We start from the raw sequence: 26,085 nt of genomic DNA on the forward strand, positions 1-26,085 counted from the left end.
GCCAAATGGGAGACTTCCTCGCTCTCGGCATGACCCACTACCCGCTGCTGGCGGGAACCGACGAGCACATGGCAGGCCTGTTGCGATGGACCCTCACCGACCCGGACATCCCGGTCGAGGAGAAGGACCCGGCCCATTGGCCGGACCGGATGCGCTCCGAGTGGTCCGACGACGGTGGAACGGCAGCCGCGGCGGCACATCGTGCGGAGTTGGTGTCGAATCTGACTCGGGTGCGTGAAGCGGTCGACGAGTTCGCCCCCGATGTCGTCGTGGTGTGGGGCGACGACCAATACGAGAATTTCCGCGAGGAGGTAGTGCCACCCTTCTGTGTGCTCGCCTACGGTGACCTCGAGGTGCCCGCGTTCGAGGTCATGAACGAAAGAGGCAGCCCGAACTTCTGGGGCAAACCGGACGATTTCGAGATAGTCATGCGTGGTGACGCATCGGCAGCCCGCCAACTCACCGGCGGCCTGATCGAGCGCGGTTTCGACATGGCCTACTCGTACAAGAAGCGCGCCGGTGCACACTTTCCACACGCGATCCTCAACACGCAATTGTTCCTCGATTACGAGAACGCCGGCGCGGAGATGTCATACCCCTTCATTCCGATGACCGTCAATTGCTATGGCCAACACGCGATCGCGCGTAAGGGTGGATTGGCCAGATTCGCCGACATCGAGTCGGAGGAGCTTGATCCTTCGGGCCCCACACCTGCTCGTTGTTTCGAAGTGGGTCGAGCCGTCGCGCAGCATTTCCGCGACCGCGATCTCAAGGTGGCATTCGTCGCCTCCTCGAGCTGGTCCCACGCCTTCTTGGCGGACAAGTTGTGGCATATGCGTCCCGATACCGAAGCTGACATGCGCATTTACAAGGCGCTGCTCGACAACGATTACGCAATGATGCGCAGATACACCAGCGCAGAAGTCGTCGATGCCGGCCAGCACGAGATCCTCAACTGGTTCTGCATGCTCGGTGCGGTCGAGGAGCTCGGTTTGCGCCGGGAGTGGTCCGACCTCGTGGTGACCGATGTGTTCAACTCTAACAAGGCGTTTGCCGTGTACTCGTAACAGATCGGCATCCCGGCGCAGTCGGCGAGGAGGCGACGGAACCAACCGCGGAACGCGCGGGTGTTCTCTGCTCCAGAAGGAATAGGGCAGCTGATTGGTCATACCATTGGACGATAATAAAGCTTTCGGGTTACTCTAGGATAGTGATGCCAATCACAGGTGTGGTGTGCACAAACGGCCGGAGGTGTATCGGAAGGTGAGCTGGACGACGACGTCAATCGATCCCGATCAAGCGGATCTCGTGCAGCAAGCGGTCGACTGCATTGCTATTGTCGGCACGCTGCTGGTCGACCACGACGGCCACTCCGACTTCGGCACTCCCACACTCCCGGAGTCACTTGCAGCGGCGCGAGGTCGCCTTGCCGAAGCGCTCACCGAGGGGCAGCTCGCCGAGTCCGATATCGAAGACGCATGCCGGGTCCTCGTCGACATCGAACGTGTTCAGGAGCAGCTCGCCAGGACCACAGAGATTCGCCGGATCGCGGAGCTGAGTGAGGTGCACGACGCTGCAGTGACGCTTCGGGGACTCTCCCCGCAACAGGTCATCGAGGCGGCACCGGAAGTGGTGTGCACACAACTACCTTTCGCGCGCTCGTTGATTTCAGCGGTGTCCGGTTCTCTGTGGCAGCCCCGCCGTCTTTATCTGCAGCCCGACCTCGACGGATCACCTCTCGACTTCTCCGACTACGTCGACTCCTCAGTGTGGTCCCTGGCTGATGCGCCTCTGGAAACCGAGCTGGTCCGACGCCGAGTTCCCGCGCTGGTCGCCGCCCCGGCTGCCGACGACCGCACGCACAAAGAGATCATCAGCCGATCTCGGACGTCCGCGTACGTCGCGGCGCCCGTCATGTCCTCGGGGAAGGTCATCGGACTGCTCCATGCCGATCGGCCGGAATCGGAAGGTGGTCTCGATCCGGACGACCGAGATCGGTTGGACGCCTTCACAACCATTTTGGCCATCGTGTACGAGCAAGCGGTGCTGAAGCACCGAATCCAACTGCAGCGCGCCCGAGTGGAAGAGTCGTTCGACGCAACCCAGACGATGCTGGACCGGATCTCGAAGGCGGATGCAATTCTCTCGCACCAGGCCGCGGCAACCGCCGACAGTTCCACCGACGACCCGGGAGGGAACCGGATACTCGAAATCAACAGCGTGCTGACTGTCCGGGAGCGTGAGGTCCTGTCCCACCTCGCCACCGGGGCCACCAACAACCAGATCGCGCAGGCACTGGTCATTTCCGAGGGCACCGTGAAATCGCATGTGAAAACCGTGCTGAAGAAGCTGCACGCACCGACGCGCGCCGCGGCGACCGCCCTCTACTCGAGTCAAACCCGACGAGCGCGATGACAGGGAAGGCGCAGGAGCGAGCTGCCGTGCGTTCCACGACCGACCGTGAGTTGTCGCATGCAGTCATCATTCTCCTCGACCGGCTGCGCGACGACTACGGCGTTGGTCCCGGATCCCACGAAATTCGTGTTGTCTCGCTCGGCACCCAGATGGCGCTCCTCGACGAGGCCACAGAATCTGCACTTGCGAAGTTCCCCGAACTAGGCTCCCAGCAGCAACGAGCGCTCGGTCGCCTCATCGTCGACCTGCAGAAGACGCGTATGCGGATTCGCACGGTGCGCGGAGGTCCGGGGCACGTCGTGCAACCCGCCGAGTTTGCCAGCGCGATCCGGCGGTTACGGTGCTCGGAGTCCGTCGCCGGTCTTCGCAAGCGAATCTGCTCGGAGGCCGCGACTGCAGCGCAACTCGACCGAATACTCCTGTCCGAGGTACACAACGGTACGTGGACGGCCCTCGAGCTCAACAGCTCGATGAGGTCGGACGAGGTCCTGAGTTCCTCGGTGTTGCCCCTCGGCTTCGAATCGGCCGAGAGCAGGGCGTGCGAGACCCGATCAGCGGTACTCGCCGGGCCGAATGGCGATGTTCGGCCGAGTGGCGAGGTCGTACGGATGCTCGCTGCCGAGTCCTATGTGGTTGCCCCGATCACAGTGTCGACCGGGGTTATCGGGCTCGTGCACGGCAGTCGACCGTCCGGGGATCCGGTGAACGTTGTGGTCCGGGACATGCTGGGGGCATATGCCCGCGGTTTCGGAACGTTGTTCGAACGGGCGATGCTCGCCGACCGCCTCGGTGAACAGAAGAATGTGATTGTCCAACGCCTGCAACAGGAAGCCCGCGAAGCTGAGCTTCTCGAACACGCTGATGTCAGTTTCCTCGAGGAAACCTCGGCTGATCAGACTTCGACGTTGCCCGGTACGTCCCACAACGATCTGAATTCCGCTGCGCTGGAGTCGCTGACAACGCGTGAACGCGAGGTGTTCGCGTTTCTTGCCCGGGGCGCATCGAACGCCGAGATAGCGAACGAGCTGGTCATCAGCATCTTCACGGTGAAGACGCACGTCAAGAAGATACTTCGCAAGCTGGGTGCCATGAACCGGTCCGAGGCGATCTACCGCTATCTCGCGATAACGGGTCAACGGTAAACACACCGCCCCCTTTGCCTCGGCAAAGGGGGCGGTGCTGTTGCTTCGGCCGGACCTAGGCGTCGGCGACCTGTTCTGCCGCTTGCTTCCGAAGAATGAACTTCTGGATCTTCCCGGTCGCGGTGGTGGGGAGTTGATCGACGACCACCAGCTTCTCGGGAATCTTCTGCATCATGGCTTTACGCTCGATCCGTAGGAATTCAGCCAGTTCCTGCAGGGTCGGCGCGGGTCCGTTGACGACGATGAAGGCGCACACCTTCTCGCCGAGACGGGCGTCGGGCATCGACACAGCTGCTGCCGCGATGATCTGCGGATGCGCCAAGAGGTGTTCTTCCACCTCCCGTGCCGAAATGTTCATGCCCCCGCGGATGATCAAGTCCTTGATCCGTCCCGTGACCCGGAGATAGCCGGCTTCGTCGACGCGGCCGAGGTCACCCGATGCGAGGAACCCACGGTCGTCGACCGATGCGGCCGTGCGTTCGAGGTCACGCCAGTATCCGAGGAAGATGCCCGGTCCCCCGTAGAAGATCTGGCCTTCCTCGCCCGCGGGAACCACAGCACCCTCTTCGTCGCGGATTTCGAGAGCAACACCATCGAAGGCCCGACCGTCGGAGGAAAGCACCTTTTCGACGGGATCGTCGACACGGACAGCCGTCACCAGAAGGCCTTCGCTGCTGCCGTACACCGGGAGGAGCGTGCAGTCGGGCAGCGCCTTCTTCCATTCCTGCAGAAGCGTTTCCGGTATCGGTGCGCCGGCGCTGACCCAGAGTCGCATCGAGCTGACATCGTGGTCCGCACCGGCCTCGATGGCCCCGAGAGCCATTTGGAGGAACGGTGTCGCGGCCATGCTCACCGTCGTCTTGAATTTCGCGATACGCCGCAGGCCCTCACCCGGTTCCCACACGTCGAGAAGGTGGATCCCACTTCCGAGAATCAATGGTGTCGTCACGCCCACGGCGAGCCCGGTCGCATGTGTCACGGGGGAGGGCATGAACATCACGTCGTCGGGGTTGAGTCCCATGACCTGCCCACCCAACCCGTAGACGGTGAAGGAGAGCGTGTTGAAGGTGTGCTGGCAGCCCTTCGGCCGCGACTCGGTTCCTGAGGTGTAGATGATGGCGTGGGCCGCATCCGCAGACGGCGGCGGCCCGAGTTCGTCGTCACCGGGGACGTGGTCGCCGGCGGTCAAGGAATCGAACGCGATTTCGTCGGCCCCCGCAGTCCCCCGCACGACGACCACGTGCTCGAGTCCCGGCACGTCGGGACGGACCTCGGCCAGCATGTCGGTGTACCGGAAGTTCCGGAATTCCTCAGTGACGAAAGAGATTTTCGCACCGGAGTGTTCCAGTACATAGCGGACCTCGTCATGCCGGTAGACCGGCATCGTGGGTACGAGTACGGCGCCGATCCTGGCGAGTGCCACATAGATGACGACGAATTCGTTCCAGTTCGGCAGCTGGACTTGCACTCGGTCCCCGCGCGTGACGCCTAGCTTCTTCAGTGAGGACGCGAGGCGGTACGCATGGGCCCGCAACTCGCCCCGTGTGAGTGATCCGTAGCCGTCGGTGACAGCGACGAAGTCTGGGTCGATCGTTGCCCAGCGATCCACATGCTGGGCCAGGCTCTCGTCGCGCCAGTATCCGTTCGAACGGAAGGTCTCGAGGGTGCTCGCACTGTAGCGGTCCTCGGGGAGAACGGCTCCCGCGTCTTCCATGACATCCATGTGCGGATCCTTGCTTTCAGGTGCCTTTCCTCGACAGGAGGAGGACAGGGGGGTTTGGTCGAACCATATTACCGTCAGGGAAGCCCGTAAGGGGAGGAAATCGAAAGCCTTCTCATCCTTCCGAGTGAGGAAATTGCCCCCGGAGGATGATCGATGGTCGGAGGCGTGGTGGCGGGCAACTGTGACCCCGTGGTCGCATGAACGGCACCCATGCGTCACCCAGACGAGGAGTTTCGCCCCCGATTCGGAGGCAGATCTCAGGCTGCGGAGATACCCCCGTTGACGCTGATCGCCTGGCCGGTCAGCCGGCGTGCGGCGGGGGAAGCAAGGAAGACAGCCAGCGCAGCCAGATCTTCGGATTCGGGGACGCCCAGATGCGCCTGCTGTGCTGCCTTGGCGAACAGGCTGGCGCTGAATCCGTCGGAGGTGATGCGTTCGGTCGACCCGGTGCCCGCGACCAGCGACGGCGTCAGGGCGTTCACCCGGATCCCGCTGCGCTTCGCCTCGATGGCGAGGGTGCGAGTGAACATGACGATCGCCGCCTTCGCCGCTCCGATGACGGACTCGCCCGGTGTCGCGGTCTTGGCTGCGTCCGATGCGACGTTTATGATGACGCCACCCTTCCGCACCGTCATGTGCGGAACGATTTCACTCGCGAGATACATGCACGGCAACGCGAGTTGATTGAAGATACGCGCGATGTCGGCGGTAGGAATGTTCGCACACAGTTCCGGCCGGGTGTCGGCGGCCGACGTGGACACGAGGATATCGACGCCGTCGAGAATCCGCTCGGCTTCGGAGGCGATGTGCGCGGCACCGTCGACGGTGGTTGCGTCGGCTGACAGGAAGGTGACTTCACACGACGAGTTGGCGGACGAAATTCGTTCGGCGGCGATCTGTCCGCGTTCCGGATTGCGTCCGACGATCATGATGCGGGGTGCGCCGGCCTGGGCGAGGCCCACGGCGGTTGCGAGCCCGATCCCGGCGGTGCCGCCCACGATGAGACCACTACTGTCTTTCAGTTCTTTCGGTGGCGCGATTTCATGCGTACCCATTCGTGTACTCCGTTCAGGGGATGTCAGAGGGACACTGTGCCGCGGGCGAAGATGTCCTTCGCGATGATGCGCTTCTGGATCTCGGCCGTGCCGTCCGCCACGAGGTATGCGGTGACATCCCGGTACCGCTGCTGCAGAGGCGATTCTGTGGAGTACCCGAGGTTTCCGTGTACGCGCATGGCGAACTCGATTGCGTTCTTTGCTACGACGGGCGGCCACCACTTACTCATCGACGCCAGCGCCGTGTGCGGTTGAGCGGTCTCGCGGAGCCACAGTGCCCGGTAGCAGATCCATCGTGCACCTTCGAGGTACGTTGCGTGTTCGGCGAATTGAAACGCAAGTCCTTGGTGTTCGGAGAGTGGTTGCCCGAACGTCTCCCGCTGCTGTGCGTATGCGGCGGCTTCCTCCAGGCTCTGTTTCGCTGCGCCGAGGCACATCAGTCCGAGGGCGGCTCGACTGAAGTCGAAGTGATCCATGACCGAGTGAAAGCCCTTGCCGAGCTCGCCGACGAGGTGGGACTCCGGAATGAACACGTCCGACAGATGAATGCTTCCCCACCCCAGGGGAAGGCATCCCATGCCGGGCATGTGGCTGACGCTGACGCCGTCCGCATCGAGCGGTACGACGAAGCAACTGACGCCCCTTGCACGACTGGACCCCGGCTCGCGTGCATAGACAAGCGCGGCAGTGGCGTTCATCGCCCAGGAGATGGCCGTCTTCTCGCCGTTCAGGCGCCATCCGCCCTCGACTGCCGTCGCGGTGGTGGTCAGCGCACTTGCATCGGAGCCAGACCCGGGTTCGGTCAAGGCGATGGCAATGGTCTGTTCACCGTTGATGAGGGGAGGGAGGTATCGCTCCTGGATTTCGTCCCGGCACAGCGCCAGTTGAGAGGCCACCAAACCGATCTGGACGGGTGCAGACGCCATGTTCACGTCACCGTAGGCGAGGGTCTCGGTGGCGATCCCGAGAAGTACAGGGTCTTCGGTTCCTGTGCCGCCGTACTCTTCGGGCAGGCCAATGCCCAGCAAGCCGAGGTCGCCGAGTCTCTTCAGAATGTCGAAGGGGAAGTTCGTCGACGCGGCGCGGTCGCGATAGCCGGGAAGTAGGACTCGGTCGCTGAACGAGGTCAACGTCTTTCGGAACTCTTCGTGTTCGTCGGTGAATGCAAATGAAACCATCGGAGTGTGCTCCTGTGCGTGGCTCGGATTGATGATCACGGCGAGGGAGCGCTGTCGTGCAGCAGGCCGCACGGCTGCTCTTCGCCCCGGGAAACTATTCTAGGTTTGAATAGTAGGGCGTCAAAGCTCGCCGTGCAAGGGGTGTTCCGGGCAGATGATGCTAGGGGTGTGCCGGGTAGATGTACTGCGCGAGAGCGTGTCCGGTAGCTCAGAGCCCGGTCTCGACGTCGCCGACGGCGCGACGTACCTCTTGCAATTGTTCGATCAAGGCTTCCAGTGTCTCGGTGTCGACCGACGCAAGACCGAAGTGCACCGCGGCAAGGCGATCATTCGCGTCCTCGACCACCTCGAGGCCGGCGGGTGTGAGGGTTGCGAGAACGGTGCGGCGGTCCGTCGCGTGGGCCTGACGTTCGACGAAGCCCGCTTTCACGAGCTGGTCGACCGCCATCGACACGGTGGTGGGGTGGACCATGAGGTACTTGCTCAACTTGCCGAGCGTACGGGTCCGCTGCTCTGACAGCTGCAACGACATCAGAATGAGATAGGCGTTGCGGGACAAGCGAAGTGATCGCAGTTCCTGGTCCATGGCACGCACGACCCACTGATGGGCACGGAGCAGCGCCATCGTGGTTCCGAACTCCAGGTCGGCCGAATCCCGCCGCTCGGACCATTCGGCTCGCATCCAGTCGACCACGTCGTGTCGATGATCGTCGGCCGACATCGGGAGTTCACTCGCCACTGGGCGTCCTCTCGTCGTCAGCGAACCGCGTCGAGGTAGATAGTAAACGGCGGTCAGCAGTGCGTGAGGACGACCTTTCCGAACCCGCCTCCCTGTTCGAGATACTTGTGTGCCGCGGCCGCTTCGGCGAGCGGAAACGCCGCGCTGATAGGTACGGGCGGAACGGTTTCGGTGTCCAGCAGGGTCAACAGCCCCGTGAAGTCCCGGGGGCTGCCCATCGTGGTTCCGATCAGTTCGTACTGGCCGAAGTAAAAGGGACGGACGTCGAGGGTGGCGTGCTCGCTCCGCGACGCGCCCAGCACGACCAACCGGCCACCTGGTCGCAGTGCTGCGATGGACGGTTCCCAAGTCCCCACCGAGTCCAGGACGAGGTCGAAACCCTGCCCGTCCGGAGTGAGCGTGCGAGCCGCCGCCGGCCATTCCGAGTCGGTGTACAGCACACCGTTGGCCGCACCGAGTTCCTGCGCCTGCGCGATCTTGTCGGCTGACGACGATGTGACGGTCACGTTCGCGCCGACGGCCGACGCCAGCATGACGGCCATGGTCGCGACGCCGCCGCCGGCACCCAGAACCAGGAGGTTCTCACCGGCCCGCAGACGCCCGCGCGTGAACAGGGCGCGATAGGTGGTGAGTCCGACCAGAGGTAGCGCAGCGGCCTGTTCCCAGCTGAGGCCACGTGGTTTGGGGGCGACGCAATTTTCGGGAACTCGTACCGACTCGGCGTACGTGCCTCGCTGGTAATCGCCGAGTATCTCCCACTGTGCGCTCGGTGCGGCCTCGCGATCGCCCCACCACAGCGACGGGAGGACGAGAACCTCTTCGCCCGTGTCGGTGCGCACGCCTGCGCCGTCGGCGCCGAGTACGTGCGGCAGGGGTGACGAATACTTGCCCTGGCGGACGAGCACGTCGTGCCAGTTGAGTGCCGCCGCCTTCAGGCGGACGGTGACCCAGCCCGGGCCCGGGGCCGGATCTGGGACCGACTCCAGCCGCAGGACGTCGGGCTCCCCGAATTCGCGTAGTACCACGGCATCCACTGAAAGTCCTTTCGGTCGTACCATTCGCACGGTAGCATGTTTTCCATGCGCATAGCGGGGTGGCTCGTCTGTCTTGCCGTGGTTGATCACCGGTGCCCAAGGCGCGATCGACTTCCTCGCAGCACGTTTCGCCGGGGTGGCCGCCGTCGATGACTGCGGTTGATGCATCCGGCAGGTCCTCCCGCTCGTAGCACTTTCAGAGCCTCCGTGGCACTTCCAGAGCTCAGAGCGGATAGTGCGCGAGCACTCCACGCGCGTCGTGGGTTTGTCGTAACGACCGGAGCCGCCGGAGGTTTCCTCCGTAGGCCGCGCTGATCTCGACGCCGGTCTCGGGGAACCCCGGCCGCACTTCCACGCTGTAGACGCCGATCGTGTGCGGAGCGAGGGCGTCGAGCGCACCGCCCGCCCACGCCAGGCAGGCGGCGCCGTCGTAGGGGTCGAACCAAATCGCGTTGAGGGGAACGTTCCATTCGCCGGTGCGGCCCCAGAACGCGGTGTCGGTGTCGTCCACGTCGGCGAGGGCACCGCCGCTGTGTTGGAAGTCGATACGGCACTGACGGGTCGGAGCACCGTGGATCTGAGCGGCCAGCGCCTCGGCGATGTCGGAATCGAGGGTCGGACCGGTGAAAACCGCTTTACCGAAGAAGGATCCGCGCGGCTCGCCCGGTACCGGCAGACGGATCGGTTCGGGTTCTTGCCCGCCGCGGCCGGGCGGGGTGAACTCGGGTAAACCGTCGAGGTATCGACCGGACATCTCGGAGCGGTAGAGCACGTTCTTCGACGCCGCGGCCACGCCGGACGCCGAGGTGCGGGCGCGGGCGATGGCGGCCTCGTCCCGGCTCGCGCAGGCGGTGTAGACGAACAAGACCGGCTCATCGGGTGAGTCGTCGCTGTAGCCGAGGACGGCGCCCATGGTCGTGTCGCGCGGAAGCTCCGGTGCTACACGGAAATAGGTGGCGAGGGCGTCGAGTCCGAGCATCATCCGGTCGACCCATACCGGGCCGGCCCGGTGGGTGCGCAACACCGCTGAGGTGACGACGCCGAAGCAGGGCGCACATCCTTGCACCGCCCACCACAGATCGGCCTCGTCGCCGGTACTGGCCTCGGACAGCTGAAGAATCTCACCGGAGGGGAGAACGAGTTCGACCTGGACGAGATGATCGAGCGTCAGGCCCAGGCTGCGGGTGAGGTAGCCGAAGCCACCGCGAGTGGCGAGCCCGAAGCCGGCGTGCTGGACGATGCCGACCGGCACCACACGGTGGGCGGGCGCGAGGGCGTCCAGCATCGTTCCCATGGTGGCGCCGCCCTCGACCACGACGCGATCACCCTCGAGGCGGGCGGTATGAAGGTGTGCGGAGAGGTCGAGCATGACGGCACTGTCGGCCACGCAGTTGGAACTGAGGCCGCCGCCCCGCACGGTGATCGCACCACCCGTTCGGTGCGCGATGGCCATGACCGTCGCGACCTCCGCAGCGGAAACCGGCTGCACCACACAGGCTGGACGCCGTCTCGCCGCGTCGGGAAAGAAGACTCTCCCGAGCGCATTTCGGTAGGAGGGCGAATCCGGGAGATGCACCCGATCGGGCACAGTCGCCTTCAGCTGCTGGACACATTCCGCGGACGGTGACCTCACGAGCGCCTCCAAGTCGGTTGCGTGGCCCGCCTGTCGCTGCGTCCGCGGGACCCTCATTCGTCCTCAGTCTCGCAGATGCGGGGCGGTCAGGTAGTGCTCGAGGACTGGCCCGACCCACCGCACCAACTGCTCATGTGTCATCTCCGCCAGCGGTGGAACGCGAAGAATGTAGCGCGCGAACGCAAGCCCGAGGATCTGCGATCCCACCAGGGCCGCGCGCTCCGCCGCCCGATCCACCGCGACCGCCGCGAGTGCCGGTGCCACCTGCCGGGCGAACACTTGGAGCATCGTCTCGGCGGCCCGAGCGCTGGTCGACGCCGCCCGTAGCAGCGGGAGAAACGCGCCGTCGTTCTCCCACACGGCGAAGAATCGCGGCATCAGCACGGTGGCGAGCGAGTCGGCCCGAACGTCGTGGAGGTCGGGAAGGTGGAGTTCGAACTCGGCCGCCTCCGCGAACAGCGATTCCTTGTTGGTGAAATAGCGAATCACCAGGGCGGGATCGACGCCGACATCCGATGCGACAGCCCGCATCGTCGTGCGGTCGTAGCCTTCGGCACCGAACCGGGCGCGGGCGGCATCGAGGATCGCGGCGCGGGTGGCGACAGCGGAGCGGGTACGTCTTTCGGGCATTCCCCGAGTGTAGTCAACAGTTGTTGACTTGGCGATCGAAGGCGCCTACCGTGGAAGTCAACAGGCGTTGACTCGGAGCTCGATCGGAGGACCGTCATGAAGAACACCGACGTCGTGGTGATCGGCGCAGGGCCCACCGGCTGCATGCTTGCCGGGGAGTTGGCAGCCGCAGGCAGATCGGTCACCGTTCTGGACAAGCGGGACGCACCATCACCGCTCAGTCGGGCATTCGGTGTTCATGCCCGCACCCTCGAGTTGCTCGACGCCCGTGGACTCGCTGATGAGCTGGTCGCCTCGGGCGCGCCGTCTCCGGGGTTGAAGCTGTGGCGAGGTGCGGAATTGAATCTCGCCGGCCTTCCGTCACGATTCCCGTTCGTACTCATCACCCCGCAGCGAAATGTCGATTCCCTCCTCGAGCGGCACGCCCGTGAACAGGGCGCCGAGATCATCCGCGGCATCACCGTGACCGGGGTGCAGCAGGACGGCGACGCTGTCACAGTGCGCGGGCGGGACACGTCGGGAGAGGAACACGCGTTCCGCGCGGCGTACGCGGTGGGCGCAGACGGCGCACACAGTGCGGTGCGGCAGATGATCGGTCAGCCGTTTCCCGGAAAGGCAGTGCTCCGTTCGATCATGCTCGCCGACGTCGAACTCCGGAATCCGCCCGACAGCATCGTGACCGTCAACGCGGTGCGCGACGGATTCGCCTTCCTCGCCCCATACGGCGACAACCTGTTTCGCGTGATCGCCTGGAACCGGCGGCATCAGGTGGACGACAGCGCTCCGGTGGATCGGGCCGAATTGCGCGACGTCATCGAAAGCGCCATGGGTACGGACTACGGCCTCGGTGCGGTGCGATGGCAGTCACGGTTCCACAGCGACGAACGGCAGGTCCCGCAGTACCGGACGGGACGGGTGTTTCTTGCCGGCGACGCCGCGCACGTGCACTCGCCTGCCGGTGGGCAGGGGATGAACACCGGCATACAGGACGCCGCCAACCTCGGATGGAAGCTCGCGGCGGTGCTCGGCGGGGCGGACGACTCCGTGCTCGACACCTACCACGCCGAACGGCATCCGGTAGGAAGGATGGTTCTCCGGACCAGCGGCACCACGATGCGAATGATGACGCTACGGCCGTGGGTGCTGCGGAAGCTCCGGAACGTGGTGGTCGCGACTCTTCTGCGGTTTCCGCCGACCGGTGGTGCTGTCGCTAAGACGTTTTCGGGTATCGGGATCCGGTACGGGCACCGAACCGGCGACAGCGTACTGGTGGGCAGGCGGGCCGAGGACCTTCCGACTGCCGCCGGCAGGTTGTACGAGGTACTGCGCTCCGGCGGTTTCGTCCTGATAGCCGAGCGGGACGTGCCTGTGCCTTCCGGGGTTCACTCCGTGACCCGGCTCGGCGACGGACCCGCGTTGCTCATGCGGCCCGACGGGTACATCGCGTGGGCGGGCGACAGTGCGTCCGATGGGTGGCGAGTGGCCTTGAAGCGGTGGACCGGGCACATGCCGGTAACAGCCTGAATTATCCAGGTTTGCTGTCCAACTGTCCCATATTCCTTCGATTGATCGAGACAAACTTCACCTGGTCGGAAGTTCATTAGACAGCTAGACTGGCTAACGACACTGAAGCAGGGAGGCCGCAATGGACGAGCGAGTAGATCAGCTCCGCGAAGACATAGTGCTGTTCACAAGGCGCATCCGCACCAAAAGGGCAGGCCACCTGCTTACGCCCACGCAACTCCAGGCACTCGCCCACCTCGATCGAGAAGGACCGATGAGCGCCAAGACGCTCGCCGACCTCGAGCAGGTGACTCCCCAGTCCATCGCCCGCACGGTCACCATGCTCGAAGATTCGGGCATGGTTTCGCGGACAGTGGACCCACAGGACGCGCGCGCCAGTCTCATCGCCATCACCGAGTCCGGGCATCGGATGCTGGCCGCCGACCGGGCCCAACGCAGTGAATGGTTGTCGGCGGCGTTGGCTGACACCTGCACGGACGCCGAGCGTGACTTACTCTTCATCGCCGGCCGCTTACTGAGGCGGCTCGCCGACGTTCCGGATCGGGGGCGGCTCGCCGACGTTCCGGATCGGGGGCGGCTCGCCGACGTTCCGGATCGGGGGCGGCTCGCCGACTCTGCCGGGTCGGGTTCGCGTAAGGAGTCACTGATGACTCCGTGACGGTCACCGACACCACTCCGACACAGGACGCCCGCCGGGTACCGTTTCGGGTCAGCGGCTCGGTCGCAACCGGCAGTATTCTCCAGCCGCTGAACTCGTCGATGATCGCCATCGCGATCGTCGGTATCGCCGCACAGTTCGGCCCCTCATCCGGAATTGCCTGGGTGATCTCTGCCCTGTACATCGCGACCGCCGTGACCGCCCCGATGGCGGGCAAGCTCGGTTCGCTGCTCGGCGCTCGACGGGTGTATCTCGGTGGTCTCGCGCTGGTGGCGTTGGGGTCGATCGCGGGGTTGCTGGCGCCGTCGGTCGGCTGGCTGATCTTCTCACGAATACTGGTCGGAATTGGAACTGCCACACAGTATCCCAATGCCATGACGATGATCCGGGGTTACGCGGAGAAGTACGACGCGCAGCCGCGTACCGCGATCACGACACTCGCCATCTGTAGTCAGGCGGTCGTCGCCCTGGGGCCCACGCTGGGTGGTCTGCTCGTCGGCGCCTTCGGGTGGCAGTCGATCATGTGGATCAATCTGCCGATCATCGCCTTCAGCGCCCTGGCCGTTGTGCGGTTCGCCGACGTCGGCTTCGTCGGCGGTTCGTCGGTCGGTCACCGGCAGTTGCTGCACTCACTCGACCTCGCCGGGGTGCTGTTGTTCCTGGTACTGGTGTCCTCGACGATGCTGTTCCTGCTGTCGTCGACGTCGGAACCGCTCTGGTGGCTGCTGCCGGTGTGGGCGCTCGCTCTCGCCGCATTCGTCCAGTGGGAAAGGCGGGCGCCGGAACCGTTCATCGACGTCCGGGCGCTCACCCGTAACCGCGCACTCGGCGCGACCCTTGCGCGCACTCTGCTGACCTATACGGCGTTCTACTGTGTTTTCTTCGGAGTGCCGCAGTGGCTGCAATATTCACGCGGCATGAGTGCCACCGAGGCGGGCCTGACAATGCTGCCCGTCGCAGTGGTCGGCATCGGCTCGACGATGCTCGCGTCGAGAATCTACCGGCGGCACGGCGCCCGGCGAACACTCGCCGTCGGCACCTGTGCGCTGCTGCTGGGTGGTCTGCTCCTCGCCTCGGTCGAGAGAAGTACCGCACCGATCGTGGTGCTGCTGCTCGTCGCCGCCGTACTCGGAATACCGAATGGCTTCAACAACATCGGCAACCAGAATCTGATCAGCTCGGTGACGTCGGTCGAGGAGGTGGGCACGGCAATCGGGATGTACCGCACCGTCCAATACATCGGTGCGAATCTGTCGGCGGTGGTGCTCCAGGCCACCGCCGGACACATCATCGGTGACGACGGACTGCACCGCACCGGCTGGTTCATCGCGGCTGCGGGAGTCGTGCTGCTCGTCGGCGTCCTCACGTCCCGAAACATGCGCGACAGCCGGTCTTCGCAAGTGTCCGCGGTGTAGCTGCGGGAAATAGTTGGGTCGGAGCGACGGTTGCGTCGAGGGTGAAGCTGTCGATCCTGGACCGATCCCGCACGCGTGCCGGCGTGCCCGACGCCGCCGCGCTGACGGGGACGATCGACAGGGCGGTGCACGCCGAGCAGCTCGGGTTCCACCGGTTCTGGGTGGCGGAGCATCACGGGGTCCCGGGGATCGCGAGTGGCTCCCCGCCGGTACTCCTCGCCGCGATCGGAGCCCGCACCGACCGCATTCGGCTGGGATCGGGTGGCGTGATGCTGCCCAATCATCAGCCGATCGTGGTGGCGGAACAATTCCTGATGCTCGAAGCCCTGTACCCGCGGCGGATCGATCTGGGAGTGGGGCGGTCTCTGGGATTCACCAGACCGGTCCGTGACGCTCTGCGCCGCGACCGCACTGCACCCGATACGTTCGCGGACGACCTCGACGAGCTGCGGCGGTATCTGGAGGGGGCGGCGCCGGTCACCGCACGACCTCGGGTGGAGGCGGCACCCCCGATGTTCGTGCTCGCCACCCGGCGGGGGCTCGACTTCGCCGCGCGCGCCGGACTGCCCGTAGTGGTAGGCGGACCGATACTGGGCAGCACCGCGGGCAGGATCCCAGAGCTCGATCGCTACCGCGACGAATTCGTACCCTCACCGGGGAACCGAAAGCCCTACGTGGTGATCTCGCTCGAGGTGATGATCGCGGACAGCACCGACGCGGCGCGCGATCTCCTGCTGTCGGAGGCGTGGGCGCTGGCGTCGTCGAGCCGGACAGGCGAGTTTCCGGCCCTCGAACCGGTCTCGGTCCTGCGCGATCGGCCGTGGACACAGCGGATGCGTGAGCAGATCGACGCGTCGATCGAGTCGTCGATCCACGGAACGGCGGACGAGGTGCGGGAGCAGCTCGACTCCCTGTTCGCCCGCACCGGCGCGGATGAGCTTCTCGCGTCCACATCGACGTTCGACCGCGAGGCGCTGTTCGACGCCGACCGATCGCTGTCGCTTCTGTACCGTGAGTGAACCGTCACCATTCTCGAGGTCAGGAGATCAACTGATGAAGGACTTCACCGCCTGGATCGCTCGCGAGAACGAGGGCACGATCGAACTCGCCCCCGACACGGTCGACGAGTCGTTTCTCCCGCCGGGTGAGGTCACCATTCAGGTCGAGTACTCCAGCGTGAACTTCAAGGATGCTCTTGCGCTCACCCCGAAAGGCGGAGTGGTACGCGCATACCCGATCGTGCCCGGCATCGACCTCGCCGGCACCGTCGTCGAGTCGGAGTCGTCGGAGTTCGCGGTCGGCGACAAGGTAGTCGCGCACGGGTACGACATCGGTACCGCCCGCCACGGTGGGTACGCGCAGTTCGCCCGGGTCCCGGCCGACTGGGTGGTGCGTCTGGACGGCATGTCGACCCGGACCGCGGCAGCTATCGGGACAGCCGGTTTCACGGCCGCGATGAGCGTCGAGGCGTTGCTGTCCCGCGGACTCGAACCGGGCGACGGTCCGGTGCTGGTCACCGGCGCGAGCGGCGGTGTGGGCACGGTTGCCGTCGACCTTCTGGCCGCTGCCGGCTTCGAGGTTGTGGCATCGAGCGGGAAACCCGAGAAGGCCGAGCTACTGACCGGCCTCGGTGCGAGCAAGGTGATCGGACGGCTACCCGAACCCGACACCAAGCCTCGTCCGCTCGGCAAGGCGCAGTGGGCGGCCGCGGTCGATTGCGTCGGCGGTGCCACCCTCGCACACGTGCTCAGCACCATCGAGTACGGCGGCTCGGTGGCGGCCAGCGGACTCACCGGTGGGTCCGGGCTCGACACCACGGTGCTGCCGTTCATCCTCCGCGGGGTCAGCCTGCTCGGTATCGATTCGGTGCAGTACCCGATCGCGCAGCGCCGTCGCCTGTGGAAACGCCTCGCCACCGATCTGGCGCCGACGCACCTCGACGCAATCACCCACGACGTTCCGATCGCCGAGGTGGTGTCGGTGATCGACCAGGTGCGGGTCGGGTCCTACTCGGGCCGTGCCGTCGTGGGCTTCGCCCCGTGAGTACTTCTTAACATTGGGCGGTTAACAAGTACTCACGGGCGGCGGAGGCGCACGATCCAGGAGCGGGACTGGGCGGGGTCGATCACGTCGTCGAGTTCGAAGATCGTGGCCGCGTTCAGTGCCTTGCCCTGCTGGTACGCCGCATCGACCAGCTGAGAGAACGCCGCGTCGCGCTGGGCCGGATCGTCGATCGCGTCGAGTTCCTTCCGGAATCCGAGTCGGACGGCACCTTCCAAGCCCATGGCCCCGATTTCGCCGGTCGGCCAGGCGACCGTGAACTGTGAGGCGTGGAACGATCCGCCCGCCATGGCCATCGCGCCGAGGCCATAGCCCTTGCGCAGGATGATCGTGCCGTAAGGCACGGTCATCCGCGCGCCCGCGATGAACAGCGCGCCGAACCGGCGTACGGTTGCCTCCTTCTCCGAATCCGGTCCCACCATGAAGCCCGGTGTGTCGCAGAGAGAAACCACCGGAAGACCGAACGACTCGCACAGTCGCAGGAAGTCAGCCATCTTGTCTGCCGCGACGGCGTCGATGGCGCCGCCCAGGTGATGACTGCTGTTGGCGACCACTCCGTAGGGGTGCCCTTCGACCCGCATCAGTGCCGTCACGATGCCGACCCCGTAGTCGGGTCGCAGTTCGAGTACCGAGTCGACGTCCGCGATCGCGTCGACGGCAGTGCGAACGTCATACGCGCGTAGCCGGTTCTCAGGAACGACGTGCCGGGCAATCCGTTCGTCCGGGGCGGACCACTGTGCAAGGGGGCCCTGGAAATACGACAGATAGCGTTTGGCCAGCTCCACCGCGTGAGCCTCGTCGCGGGCAAGGAGGTCGATCACCCCGTTGCGTCGTTGCACCTCGACGGGCCCGATGTCCTCCGGCCGGTACACCCCAAGCCCGCCGCCCTCCACCATGGCTGGCCCACCCATGCCGATATTTGCGTCGGGTGTGGCGATGAGGACGTCGCAGACCCCGGCCAGCGCGGCATTACCTGCGAAGCACCGGCCCGACACTATCGAGATCAACGGCACCTTCCCGTTCAGGGTCGCGAGCGACCGGAACGTGTCGAGGTCGAGTCCGGCCGCGGTACCGGCGTCGGTATCGCCTGGCCGGCCACCGCCGCCCTCGGCGAACAGAACCAACGGAATCTGTTTGCGGGCAGCTAATCCGATCACCCGGTCGGTCTTCGCATGGTTGCGCATCCCCTGCGTACCGGCGAGGACGGTGTAGTCATACGACAGCACCACCGCCTCCGACGCGGCCGCGCTGAACACGTCACCGTTGATGGTCGCGAGTCCCGCGACCAGGCCGTCTGCCGGAGTGTTATCGATCAGGTCCTGTTCGGAGCGACGGCTGCGCTGCGCCGCGAGGACGAGGGGACCGAATTCGACGAAACTGCCGGGGTCGACGAGGTTCTCGATGTTCGCCCGGGCGCTGCGGCGACCGAGCTTCGCCCGCTTGGCCATGGCGGCGGGACGGGCGGCGTCGAGGGTTACCTCGTGCCGGTGCCGGATCTCGGCCAGATCCTCGCGTGCACCGTCCAGGTCGACGGCAATGTCTGCCATCTCGGCTGAATCGGCACCGGTGCGGCGGATGACGACGAGTGGATCCCCGGTAGCCACTGTTTGTCCCGGAGCGACCAGCAGTCGTTCCACCACCGCGGCCGCGGGACTGGTGATCGCGTGTTGCATCTTCATCGCCTCGAGCACCACCAACGCGGCGCCCGAGTCGACATTACGACCTTCGTCGACCACTTCGACGATGGTTCCGGCCAACTCCGCCCGCAACACTTCTTGGCCGGCGCGCAACTCGACGGCGGTGGACGGAACGTGCGGCCCCTGCTGGGCCTGCGCGTCCTCGACCAGTCTGCTCATTCGCTCGCCGAGATAATCGGTGCCTACGACCCCGCTGCCGAAATCCGGATCGGTGAGGATGGCACGTAGGAACGCGATGTTGGTGGGGACGCCTTCGATCTCGAACTCGGCGAGCGCCGCCTCCGCTTTCCGAACGGCAGCAGAAAATGCGGGTCCGCGCGAGAGGACGATCACCTTGGCGAGGAGGGAGTCGTAACGCGGGCTCGGGGAGAGTCCCGGCCGCCCATAGGTATCGACCCGAACACCGGGTCCGGTCGGCGGGGAGAACACGGTGAGAGTGCCGGCCGCGGGAACGGCTTGCCCGTCGGAACGCATCGTCTCCATGTTGACCCTCGCCTGCACGGCGATACCCCGGAACGCGGCAGGCTCACCGGAAGTGTCGAGCCCGGTGGCGGTGATCCCGTGGGGGAGGAGCAACGACTCGAAGTCGGTGCCGGCGGCGATCGCGAGTTGTGTCGCCACCAGGTCGACACCGGTCACTTCTTCGGTCACGGTGTGTTCCACCTGGATTCGCGGGTTCACTTCCAGGAAGTAGAACCCGTCGGCAGAGACGAGGAATTCGACGGTGGCAAGTCCTCGGTACCCCACACTGGCGCACAAGCGGGCGGCCGCCTCGTGTAGCTCGGTGCGCAACGTCGGGTCGAGGCCCTGTGCCGGTGCGATCTCTATCAACTTCTGATGTCGACGCTGGACGCTGCAGTCACGATCGCCGAGCGCCAGCGCGCGCACGCCCTCGGACGACGGCGCCGCCACCACCTGAACCTCGATGTGCCGCGCGCCCGTCAGCAGAGCTTCCGCGAATACGGCGGGGTTGTCGAAGCCGAGCTGGGCTTCGGACGCACAGAGCCGGTAGGCGTCGTCGACGTGGTCGGCGCTGTGCACGGCGCGTATTCCGCGGCCACCGCCACCGGCAAGTGCCTTGATCATGATGCCCTGTGGCCGGCTCGCGAAGAAGGCGCGGACGCCGTCGAGATCGGTGGCGCCGTTGGTTGCCGGCAACACCGGCACCTTCGCTGCGACGGCTGCATCCCGGGCCGCCGACTTGTTCCCGAAGACGTCGAGCAGGTCTGGGCTCGGTCCCACGAAGTTCACGCCGACCTGTGCGCACTTGCGGGCGAATTCTGCGTTCTCGCTGAGAAACCCGTACCCCGGATGAATCACGGTGGCACCAAATTTCTCCGCAACTGCGAGAAGTGCCGCGTGGTCGAGGTAGGCGGCCGGGCCCGAACCGCTCAGCGCCGCCGCCTCGGTCGCGGCCCGCACGTGAGGGCAGTCCGCATCGTCCTCTGCGTAGACGGCCACCGTCTCCATCGACATCTCGGCGGCGGAGCGGATGATGCGCAGCGCGATCTCGCCACGGTTGGCGACCAGCAGTGTCACTTGTACTCCTCGGCAAGGGTGAACAGGTCGGCCTTACGGACCTTCCCTGTCGCAGTCATGGGCAGAGTGTCGAGGACTTCGACGGTGGGTACCTTGTAGCCGGCCATGTTCTGGGCTGCCCACTCTCGCAGTTCGTCACTCGACACGTTGTGATCAGGCAGTAGTTGGACGAAAGCAAAAGGAACCTGACCTCTCGCCGAGTCGGGTTTGGGCACCACGGCAGCGCACTGAATGGCGGGGTGCAGCAGGAGCAGTGCCTCTACCTCCGAGGGAAACACGCTCATACCGTTGGTCTTGATCATTTCCTTGTTGCGTGCCAGATAGTGCAGAGCACCTCTGTCGTCGAGTTTGCCGATGTCACCGGTCCACAGCCATCCGCCGCGCAGCGCCTCAGCCGTGGCCTCGGGTTTTCTGTAGTAACCGGTGAGCAGGGATGGGCTGCGCACGATGATCTCACCAGATTCGCCCATCGGAACCGGTACGCCTGCCTCATCGACGACGAGTATGTCCGTGCCGGGTACGGGGAGCCCGCAGAACACCGGTTCACTGAGAAGGTCGAAGTCGCCGGTGTGGAAGCCGAGGGTAATGCTGTCGGCGGTGTGGGTTTCGGTCATCCCGTAACTGGCTTCTCGCAACACGTGTCCGGTGGCGTCGCGCCACCGGGCACGAATCGCCGGATCGAGTTTCAACACGAACGACACTGCCATGGCGTTGTCGAGTGTCGACAGATCGCGGTCGGCGAATCCGGGAAGACCCATCAGTTCCACATAATTGTCGACCGTCCCGACCATCGAGGTCACTCGGCATCGTTCGATCAGCGTCACCGCGGCCTCGGGATCCCAACGGGTGAGGAGGACGACGGTGCCGCCGTTGAGCAGCGGGTACAGAATTCCGAAATCCTCTCCCGCAATCCAGAAGATGGGAAGGAAACCTAGAACGACCGGTGGTGTCTCACCGACTCGTCGTCCGCCTGCCACGGTCGCGGTAGCCGCGGTGTAGACCATGTGCCACTGAGTGTGCTCACAGCCCTTGGGCATTCCGGTGGTGCCCCCGGTGTAGTTCAACACCGCGAGGGCGTCGGGGTCGGTGGCAACCGGTTCCGCGCGGGGCGACTCCATGATCTCGGCCCAGTCCGTGGTCGCGGGGTCGGCGACAGGGAAGGGGGGAGGGACGCTGGGGACGGGCGGCAGCAGGTCGGACAGCGATGTCACCGCAACGTGGCGCAAGGGAGTGTCGCGCCGGACCGACTCGACCATGGGCGCGAAAGCGTCTTGGGTCAGCAGGATCTCGACCCCGGCGTCGTTGAGTTCGTAGATCAGTTCGTGTTCGCGGAATAGTGGGTTGATCGGCACATGAACTCCACCGATTTTGAGTATGCCGAGCATTGCGATGTGAAACTGCGGGCAGTTCGCGAGATGCACGCCGACGCGGTCACCGGCCGTGGCACCTTGTTCGAGCAGCCATCCAGCGAACCGATCGGACAGGTCGTCGAACTCCGCGTACGTGATTCGGCGTCCGTAGAAATCGATTGCCACGGTGTCCGGACGCCGTGTCGCCCAGTGGCGTAGGTAGCCGACGACCGTGCGATCCTCGATCGGATATTCGACGGTTTGCGGTACCTGCGGTGGCCAGGCGGCATCCTGGATTGCGCGAAGGTCGGCGAGGGCGGCTTCCAGCACCGCATGGTCACTCGAAGGTGGAGATGGCATATCGAACTCCCGATTCTGTGCGGATGTTTCCGGCTCAGATGAAGCCGATGAGTCTCTCGGAGATGGCAGTCACGTCGGAGGTGTAGCGACGCCGCTCCCGGGGCGTGGCGTCGACGAGCCGGGCGGCACCGGCAAGCTGGGCGTCGGCCAGTGTCTGCGCGATCCGTGCCGGTGACGCGCACGGGACCACGTCGCAACTCTCGTTGATCCGCTCGATGAAGCGGGTGTACCGACGAATCAGCCGCGTCTGCACGGCAGACCATGTTCGGCCGACCTCCGGATCGAGACGCGCGCGGTGCTCGATCAGCTCGAGGACACGTCCGTTGGCGTACACCGCCTCGACGAAGGCCTTGGTCGTGGTGCGCAGGACTTCACGCAAATCCTCGCTGGCGGGGCCTTCCACGTGCTGCGACTCGAGGAACTCCTCACACACCTCGTCCGCCACCGCATGGAACATTTCGTCCCTCGACGAGAAGTACGCGTAGAACGTCGCCCGGGAGACATCGGCGCGACTGGTGATCACCTCGACGGTGGTGCGGTCGTAGCCGAGTTCAGCGAAGCACACGCCCGCCGCGCGGATGAGCTCCCGCCTCCGCGGTCCGTCGTTGTTCTTCCGCGCAGTGCGAGCCCGCTCCTGCGCTTGGCTTGTGGTCACGATCACAGTATCGATTGATGTTGACGTCAATGTCAATATCGCACGCCGCGATCAGCGAAACTGCCGGGAGGGTTTGGGTCAGAGTGGTTGGAGGAGGAAAATTCTGAACTCGCGTCCGCCCGACCGCGCGTGTTCCATGAGGTAACCCGGCCAGTACTCGGTGACGAACGTCCACAGCTGCTCGCGTTCCTCGCCCGTCACCATCCGGACGCTCATCCGGCGCTCGTGCGACCCCGACCTTACGCGGGCTTCCTGGGCGTCCCGTAGATTCGCCGACCACATCGGATGCTCGGGCCGTCCCCAGTTCGAACCGGTGACGATGTACCCGTCGCCCTGCGGGATGCACAGAAGCGCGGTGGTCCGAGGGGTGCCGCTCTTGCGTCCCGGAACCGTGACCTGCACCGACTGCAATCCGGCGATGCCAATGAGGCTCACCCGGTTACCCGTCCACGAGCGCAGATGCGATTCGAGCCAGATGATGGCCGGCGCCAGCCGCATGACCCACTCCTGTGTCCCGAGCCAACGGGCGAGCGCGACCAGAGGATTGCGGCGCCGACGGGGCTGCGCGGAGGACGAGGAACCGGCATTCATGTCCGCCATCATCCCCCAGCGGCAAGGTGTGCGCGCCGCCGCCGATGAGTTTTCTGCTGCGCTCGGGTCTACCTTTCAGATTCGACGGAAGAACCATGGCGCCCACGCCTTGACCTCGACAAAGGTTGAGGTTGCAAGATCATGTCAGCAAAGTCAGTCAGCATCTCACCGAAGGAGTACGAACATGTCGAGCACCGAAACCACGGCCACCGCAACGAGCGCCGCCACGAAGTTCAATCCGCTTACCCTCGAACTGAGCCGTCCCGCCGCCCTGCTCTGGACCGCCGTGATCGCACTCGTCCCCAACCTGGTGCTGTGGTTGCTCGCACTTCCCGCAGGTGCGTCGTTCGAGATGACGGATGCGGGGAAGACCACCAGTGCAGCACCCGGCGGCGTCGTCGTCATGACGGTCGTTCCCCTTCTCATCGGAATGACACTCGCCGCGCTCATCTCCGTGAAATTGCCGGCTATCATCCGTCCCGCAGAGGTGATCGGGGTCGTTCTCGCGCTCGCGACGATCATCCTGACCATCCAGGCCGATTTCGACGCCGCCAGCACCATCTCACTCTCACTGATGCACGTCGTGGTCGCGGCCGCGATCGTCGTGGGGTTGGAAGCGATGCGTCGGCGGATCGTGCGCACCGCCAACGTCTAGGCCGGTAACACTCGGCCCGACCTCGGTCGATCAGGCGCCGCCGGGTTTCGGCGGCGCCTAGTCGAAGAGGGTCGGTGCGTCTCCCGCCGATTCGCCGTCGCCGACCGTCCCGGTCCGTTCACCGTCACCGGCTTTCACCTCGCCGGCCGGGCTGGTTGCCTTGTGCACCACCGACAGCGTCGTCGTCCTGACCGACAGTCGGTGTCCGTCTGGATGCTGCAGTGACGCGAGACCCTTGTTGATTTCCACCACCAGCCACGGTCCTGCGTGACCGGATGCCTGCACCAGATCACCCACCTGTATCTGTACGGCTACCACCGCTTCCTCCCAAGGTCTACTGCACCGACCGTGTCAGCGTAGCGATATCGGCGGGCGCAGGTCGGATGACGGATTGGGGGCCCGACCGCGCCCCCCGGATATACCGTGGTGTATGCGCCTCTCCCGTCGGCAGTTGCTGAGAGTAGGTATGGCCGGCTCGGCTGCGGTGCTGGTGGGCACGTCAGCGGTGAGCAGCGAGCGGTTGCCTGCGCCGCGGTGGCGAGGCGATGACCCCTTCGGACTCGGCGTGGCCTCGGGAGATCCGACAGAGGACGGTGTCGTCTTGTGGACACGCTTGGCACCGGATCCCCTTGCCCCTGGGGGTCGCGGCGGCATGGGTTGGGATCCGGTGACCGTCGAATACGAGGTCGCGCACGACGAAAACTTTCGGCACCCGGTGACGCGCGGGACGGCTGTTGCGACGCGTGAACTCGCCCATAGCGTGCATCCGGAGATCCACGGCTTGGAGCCCTCCCGCTGGTACTTCTACCGATTCCGTGCCGGCTCGGCGATCTCCCCGGTGGGCCGGACCCGGACGGCCCCGGCCTCGGGACAACCCACCGCGCGGATGCGGTTCGCGTACGCCTCCTGTCAGTCGTGGAGTTCCGGCTTCTACACCGCATACGAGCACATGAGCGACGAAGACCTCGATGTGGTGGTCCACCTGGGCGACTACATCTACGAACGTGGGTGGAGGCGCGGCCGCGAGGGCATGTCGATGGGAGTCGACCGCGATGAAGCCGTCGATCTGCCCGGCTACCGGCTGCGCTACGCACAGTACAAAGCCGAGCAGCCACTGCGCGACGCACATGCTGCGTTCCCCTGGATCGTGACCATGGACGATCACGAGGTCGACAACAACTGGGCCGCGGAGTCGCCGGGACTGGGCATCGACATCTATCGAATCTCCGCACTGTTCCGTCGGCGCCGGGCCGCCGCCTTCCAGGCGTTCTACGAGCACCAGCCGCTGCGGCTCGCTCAGCGCCCCTCCGGGCCGGGAATGCGCCTACACCGCCGCTACCGCTTCGGCGATCTCGCGCAGATCACCATGCTCGATACCCGGCAATACCGGGACCGGCAGGCGTGCGGGGGTAACGTGACCGCGAATTGCACCGACCGGCTCGACACCGATCGCACAATACTGGGTGCGCAGCAACGGGACTGGCTGCTCGACGGATTCACCGGGTCACCGGCGCGTTGGCAGATCATCGGCAATCAGGTGGCGATGGGTGAGACCGACAACGACCCCGGCTCGGACGCGGTGCTCTCTTCCGACTCCTGGGACGGTTACGTCGCCGATCGCAACGCCGTTCTCGGCGGCGCAGCGGATCGCGGCGTGCGCAATCTGGTAGTGATCACCGGCGATCGTCACCAGAACATCGTCGCGGACCTGCGCCGAGACTATGCCGACCCGGAATTACCTGTCGTCGCGTCGGAATTCTCGGGCACGTCGATCACCACGGGTGGCGACGGCGCCGACATGAATGACACGGGGCGCCGCCTGCTGGCGGCCAATCCCGACATGAAATTCTTCAACGCTCAGCGTGGATATGTGCGCGTCGAGCTGGACCATCAGTTGTGGCGCAACGACTTCCGCGTCGTTCCCTACATCCGTCGTCCGGGCGCGCCTGTCCATACCCGCGCGAGCTTCGTGGTCCAGGACCAGATACCCAATGTCGCCGAGGCGTGACGCCGTATCTCGGCGCTCAACTGG

Annotated in this window: 21 protein-coding genes and 1 pseudogene; 10 read left to right on the plus strand and 12 right to left on the minus strand. The window is 65.2% G+C overall.

Annotated elements, in window-relative coordinates:
• The first annotated feature begins 5 nt into the window (after positions 1-5).
• The 3 genes from HYG77_RS18470 to HYG77_RS18480 all read left to right on the plus strand — a co-directional run bounded on the left by HYG77_RS18470 (position 6) and on the right by HYG77_RS18480 (position 3,557).
• Positions 6-1,067, plus strand: coding sequence for an extradiol ring-cleavage dioxygenase (locus HYG77_RS18470; RefSeq protein WP_109334087.1), 1,062 nt, complete (start codon positions 6-8; stop codon positions 1,065-1,067).
• Between the two features lie 196 nt (positions 1,068-1,263).
• Positions 1,264-2,415: a helix-turn-helix transcriptional regulator gene (locus HYG77_RS18475; RefSeq protein ID WP_230989987.1), complete on the plus strand. Its 1,152-nt coding sequence runs from the start codon at positions 1,264-1,266 to the stop codon at positions 2,413-2,415.
• A 26-nt stretch (positions 2,416-2,441) separates the two neighbouring features.
• Positions 2,442-3,557, plus strand: a complete 1,116-nt coding sequence (locus HYG77_RS18480) for a LuxR family transcriptional regulator (RefSeq protein WP_230989986.1) — start codon at positions 2,442-2,444, stop codon at positions 3,555-3,557.
• A 55-nt stretch (positions 3,558-3,612) separates the two neighbouring features.
• Here the strand turns inward: HYG77_RS18480 and HYG77_RS18485 are convergent, their stop codons facing one another.
• The 7 genes from HYG77_RS18485 to HYG77_RS18515 form a co-directional block, all read right to left on the minus strand.
• Positions 3,613-5,280: an AMP-binding protein gene (locus HYG77_RS18485; RefSeq protein ID WP_109334083.1), complete on the minus strand. Its 1,668-nt coding sequence runs from the start codon at positions 5,278-5,280 to the stop codon at positions 3,613-3,615.
• Between the two features lie 257 nt (positions 5,281-5,537).
• The gene (locus HYG77_RS18490) at positions 5,538-6,335 is read right to left on the minus strand and encodes an SDR family oxidoreductase (protein ID WP_109334081.1); all 798 of its coding nucleotides are present in this window, start codon (positions 6,333-6,335) and stop codon (positions 5,538-5,540) included.
• Positions 6,336-6,358: 23 nt separating this feature from the next.
• On the minus strand, positions 6,359-7,513 hold the full coding sequence (locus HYG77_RS18495; RefSeq protein WP_109335419.1) for an acyl-CoA dehydrogenase: 1,155 nt from the start codon (positions 7,511-7,513) through the stop codon (positions 6,359-6,361).
• Positions 7,514-7,721: 208 nt separating this feature from the next.
• Entirely contained in the window at positions 7,722-8,252 is a 531-nt protein-coding gene (locus HYG77_RS18500; RefSeq protein ID WP_109334079.1) for a MarR family transcriptional regulator, read from the minus strand.
• A 53-nt stretch (positions 8,253-8,305) separates the two neighbouring features.
• On the minus strand, positions 8,306-9,286 hold the full coding sequence (locus tag HYG77_RS18505) for a zinc-binding dehydrogenase (protein ID WP_208960169.1): 981 nt from the start codon (positions 9,284-9,286) through the stop codon (positions 8,306-8,308).
• A gap of 223 nt (positions 9,287-9,509) precedes the next feature.
• Positions 9,510-10,919 carry an FAD-binding oxidoreductase gene (locus tag HYG77_RS18510; RefSeq protein WP_208960170.1) on the minus strand — a complete coding sequence of 470 codons (1,410 nt, stop codon included), beginning with the start codon at positions 10,917-10,919 and terminating at the stop codon, positions 9,510-9,512.
• A gap of 63 nt (positions 10,920-10,982) precedes the next feature.
• Complete coding sequence (locus HYG77_RS18515; RefSeq protein ID WP_109334075.1) at positions 10,983-11,549, minus strand: TetR family transcriptional regulator; 567 nt, start codon at positions 11,547-11,549, stop codon at positions 10,983-10,985.
• Positions 11,550-11,645: 96 nt separating this feature from the next.
• Between HYG77_RS18515 and HYG77_RS18520 the strand changes: the two genes are divergently transcribed.
• The 5 genes and pseudogenes from HYG77_RS18520 (at position 11,646) to HYG77_RS18540 (ending at position 17,189) form a co-directional block, all read left to right on the plus strand.
• Positions 11,646-13,073 carry an FAD-dependent oxidoreductase gene (locus HYG77_RS18520; RefSeq protein WP_208960171.1) on the plus strand — a complete coding sequence of 476 codons (1,428 nt, stop codon included), beginning with the start codon at positions 11,646-11,648 and terminating at the stop codon, positions 13,071-13,073.
• A 121-nt stretch (positions 13,074-13,194) separates the two neighbouring features.
• Positions 13,195-13,614: pseudogene (locus HYG77_RS18525) on the plus strand (MarR family transcriptional regulator); the annotation flags it as partial.
• A gap of 113 nt (positions 13,615-13,727) precedes the next feature.
• On the plus strand, positions 13,728-15,146 hold the full coding sequence (locus HYG77_RS18530; RefSeq protein WP_208960173.1) for an MFS transporter: 1,419 nt from the start codon (positions 13,728-13,730) through the stop codon (positions 15,144-15,146).
• A 41-nt stretch (positions 15,147-15,187) separates the two neighbouring features.
• Positions 15,188-16,165, plus strand: coding sequence for an LLM class flavin-dependent oxidoreductase (locus tag HYG77_RS18535; protein ID WP_208960174.1), 978 nt, complete (start codon positions 15,188-15,190; stop codon positions 16,163-16,165).
• A 34-nt stretch (positions 16,166-16,199) separates the two neighbouring features.
• Complete coding sequence (locus HYG77_RS18540) at positions 16,200-17,189, plus strand: MDR family oxidoreductase (protein WP_208960175.1); 990 nt, start codon at positions 16,200-16,202, stop codon at positions 17,187-17,189.
• Between the two features lie 32 nt (positions 17,190-17,221).
• On the opposite strand, the gene HYG77_RS18545 is transcribed toward HYG77_RS18540, so the two are convergent.
• The 4 genes from HYG77_RS18545 to HYG77_RS18560 form a co-directional block, all read right to left on the minus strand.
• On the minus strand, positions 17,222-20,443 hold the full coding sequence (locus HYG77_RS18545) for a carboxyl transferase domain-containing protein (protein WP_208960176.1): 3,222 nt from the start codon (positions 20,441-20,443) through the stop codon (positions 17,222-17,224).
• Positions 20,440-22,152, minus strand: coding sequence for an AMP-binding protein (locus tag HYG77_RS18550; RefSeq protein WP_208960177.1), 1,713 nt, complete (start codon positions 22,150-22,152; stop codon positions 20,440-20,442). Before HYG77_RS18550 ends, HYG77_RS18545 begins: the two co-directional genes overlap by 4 nt.
• Before the next feature lie 34 nt (positions 22,153-22,186).
• Positions 22,187-22,813: a TetR/AcrR family transcriptional regulator gene (locus HYG77_RS18555; RefSeq protein ID WP_208960178.1), complete on the minus strand. Its 627-nt coding sequence runs from the start codon at positions 22,811-22,813 to the stop codon at positions 22,187-22,189.
• A 72-nt stretch (positions 22,814-22,885) separates the two neighbouring features.
• A complete protein-coding gene (locus tag HYG77_RS18560; protein ID WP_208960179.1) occupies positions 22,886-23,398 on the minus strand; it encodes a nitroreductase family deazaflavin-dependent oxidoreductase in 513 nt (170 codons plus the stop codon).
• A gap of 184 nt (positions 23,399-23,582) precedes the next feature.
• Between HYG77_RS18560 and HYG77_RS18565 the strand changes: the two genes are divergently transcribed.
• Positions 23,583-24,053 (plus strand): DUF6069 family protein, encoded by a 471-nt coding sequence (locus tag HYG77_RS18565; protein WP_208960180.1) that lies wholly within the window; start codon positions 23,583-23,585, stop codon positions 24,051-24,053.
• Between the two features lie 57 nt (positions 24,054-24,110).
• On the opposite strand, the gene HYG77_RS18570 is transcribed toward HYG77_RS18565, so the two are convergent.
• Positions 24,111-24,371: a hypothetical protein gene (locus HYG77_RS18570; RefSeq protein ID WP_109334053.1), complete on the minus strand. Its 261-nt coding sequence runs from the start codon at positions 24,369-24,371 to the stop codon at positions 24,111-24,113.
• 112 nt (positions 24,372-24,483) lie between these two features.
• Here HYG77_RS18570 and HYG77_RS18575 point away from each other — a divergent pair, with 112 nt between their 5' ends.
• The gene (locus tag HYG77_RS18575; RefSeq protein WP_208960181.1) at positions 24,484-26,061 is read left to right on the plus strand and encodes an alkaline phosphatase D family protein; all 1,578 of its coding nucleotides are present in this window, start codon (positions 24,484-24,486) and stop codon (positions 26,059-26,061) included.
• Positions 26,062-26,085 lie beyond the last annotated feature (24 nt).

Source organism: Rhodococcus sp. ZPP, assembly GCF_017656075.1.
Taxonomy (GTDB): Bacteria; Actinomycetota; Actinomycetes; order Mycobacteriales; family Mycobacteriaceae; genus Rhodococcus_F; species Rhodococcus_F oxybenzonivorans.

Coding starts and splice junctions, on each gene's coding strand:
- HYG77_RS18495 (WP_109335419.1), bottom strand. CDS start 7,513: ATGGTTTCATTTGCATTCACCGACGAACACGAAGAGTTCCGAAAGACG.
- HYG77_RS18560 (WP_208960179.1), bottom strand. CDS start 23,398: ATGAATGCCGGTTCCTCGTCCTCCGCGCAGCCCCGTCGGCGCCGCAAT.
- HYG77_RS18565 (WP_208960180.1), top strand. CDS start 23,583: ATGTCGAGCACCGAAACCACGGCCACCGCAACGAGCGCCGCCACGAAG.
- HYG77_RS18520 (WP_208960171.1), top strand. CDS start 11,646: ATGAAGAACACCGACGTCGTGGTGATCGGCGCAGGGCCCACCGGCTGC.
- HYG77_RS18540 (WP_208960175.1), top strand. CDS start 16,200: ATGAAGGACTTCACCGCCTGGATCGCTCGCGAGAACGAGGGCACGATC.
- HYG77_RS18490 (WP_109334081.1), bottom strand. CDS start 6,335: ATGGGTACGCATGAAATCGCGCCACCGAAAGAACTGAAAGACAGTAGT.
- HYG77_RS18575 (WP_208960181.1), top strand. CDS start 24,484: ATGCGCCTCTCCCGTCGGCAGTTGCTGAGAGTAGGTATGGCCGGCTCG.
- HYG77_RS18550 (WP_208960177.1), bottom strand. CDS start 22,152: ATGCCATCTCCACCTTCGAGTGACCATGCGGTGCTGGAAGCCGCCCTC.
- HYG77_RS18485 (WP_109334083.1), bottom strand. CDS start 5,280: ATGGATGTCATGGAAGACGCGGGAGCCGTTCTCCCCGAGGACCGCTAC.
- HYG77_RS18470 (WP_109334087.1), top strand. CDS start 6: ATGGGAGACTTCCTCGCTCTCGGCATGACCCACTACCCGCTGCTGGCG.
- HYG77_RS18515 (WP_109334075.1), bottom strand. CDS start 11,549: ATGCCCGAAAGACGTACCCGCTCCGCTGTCGCCACCCGCGCCGCGATC.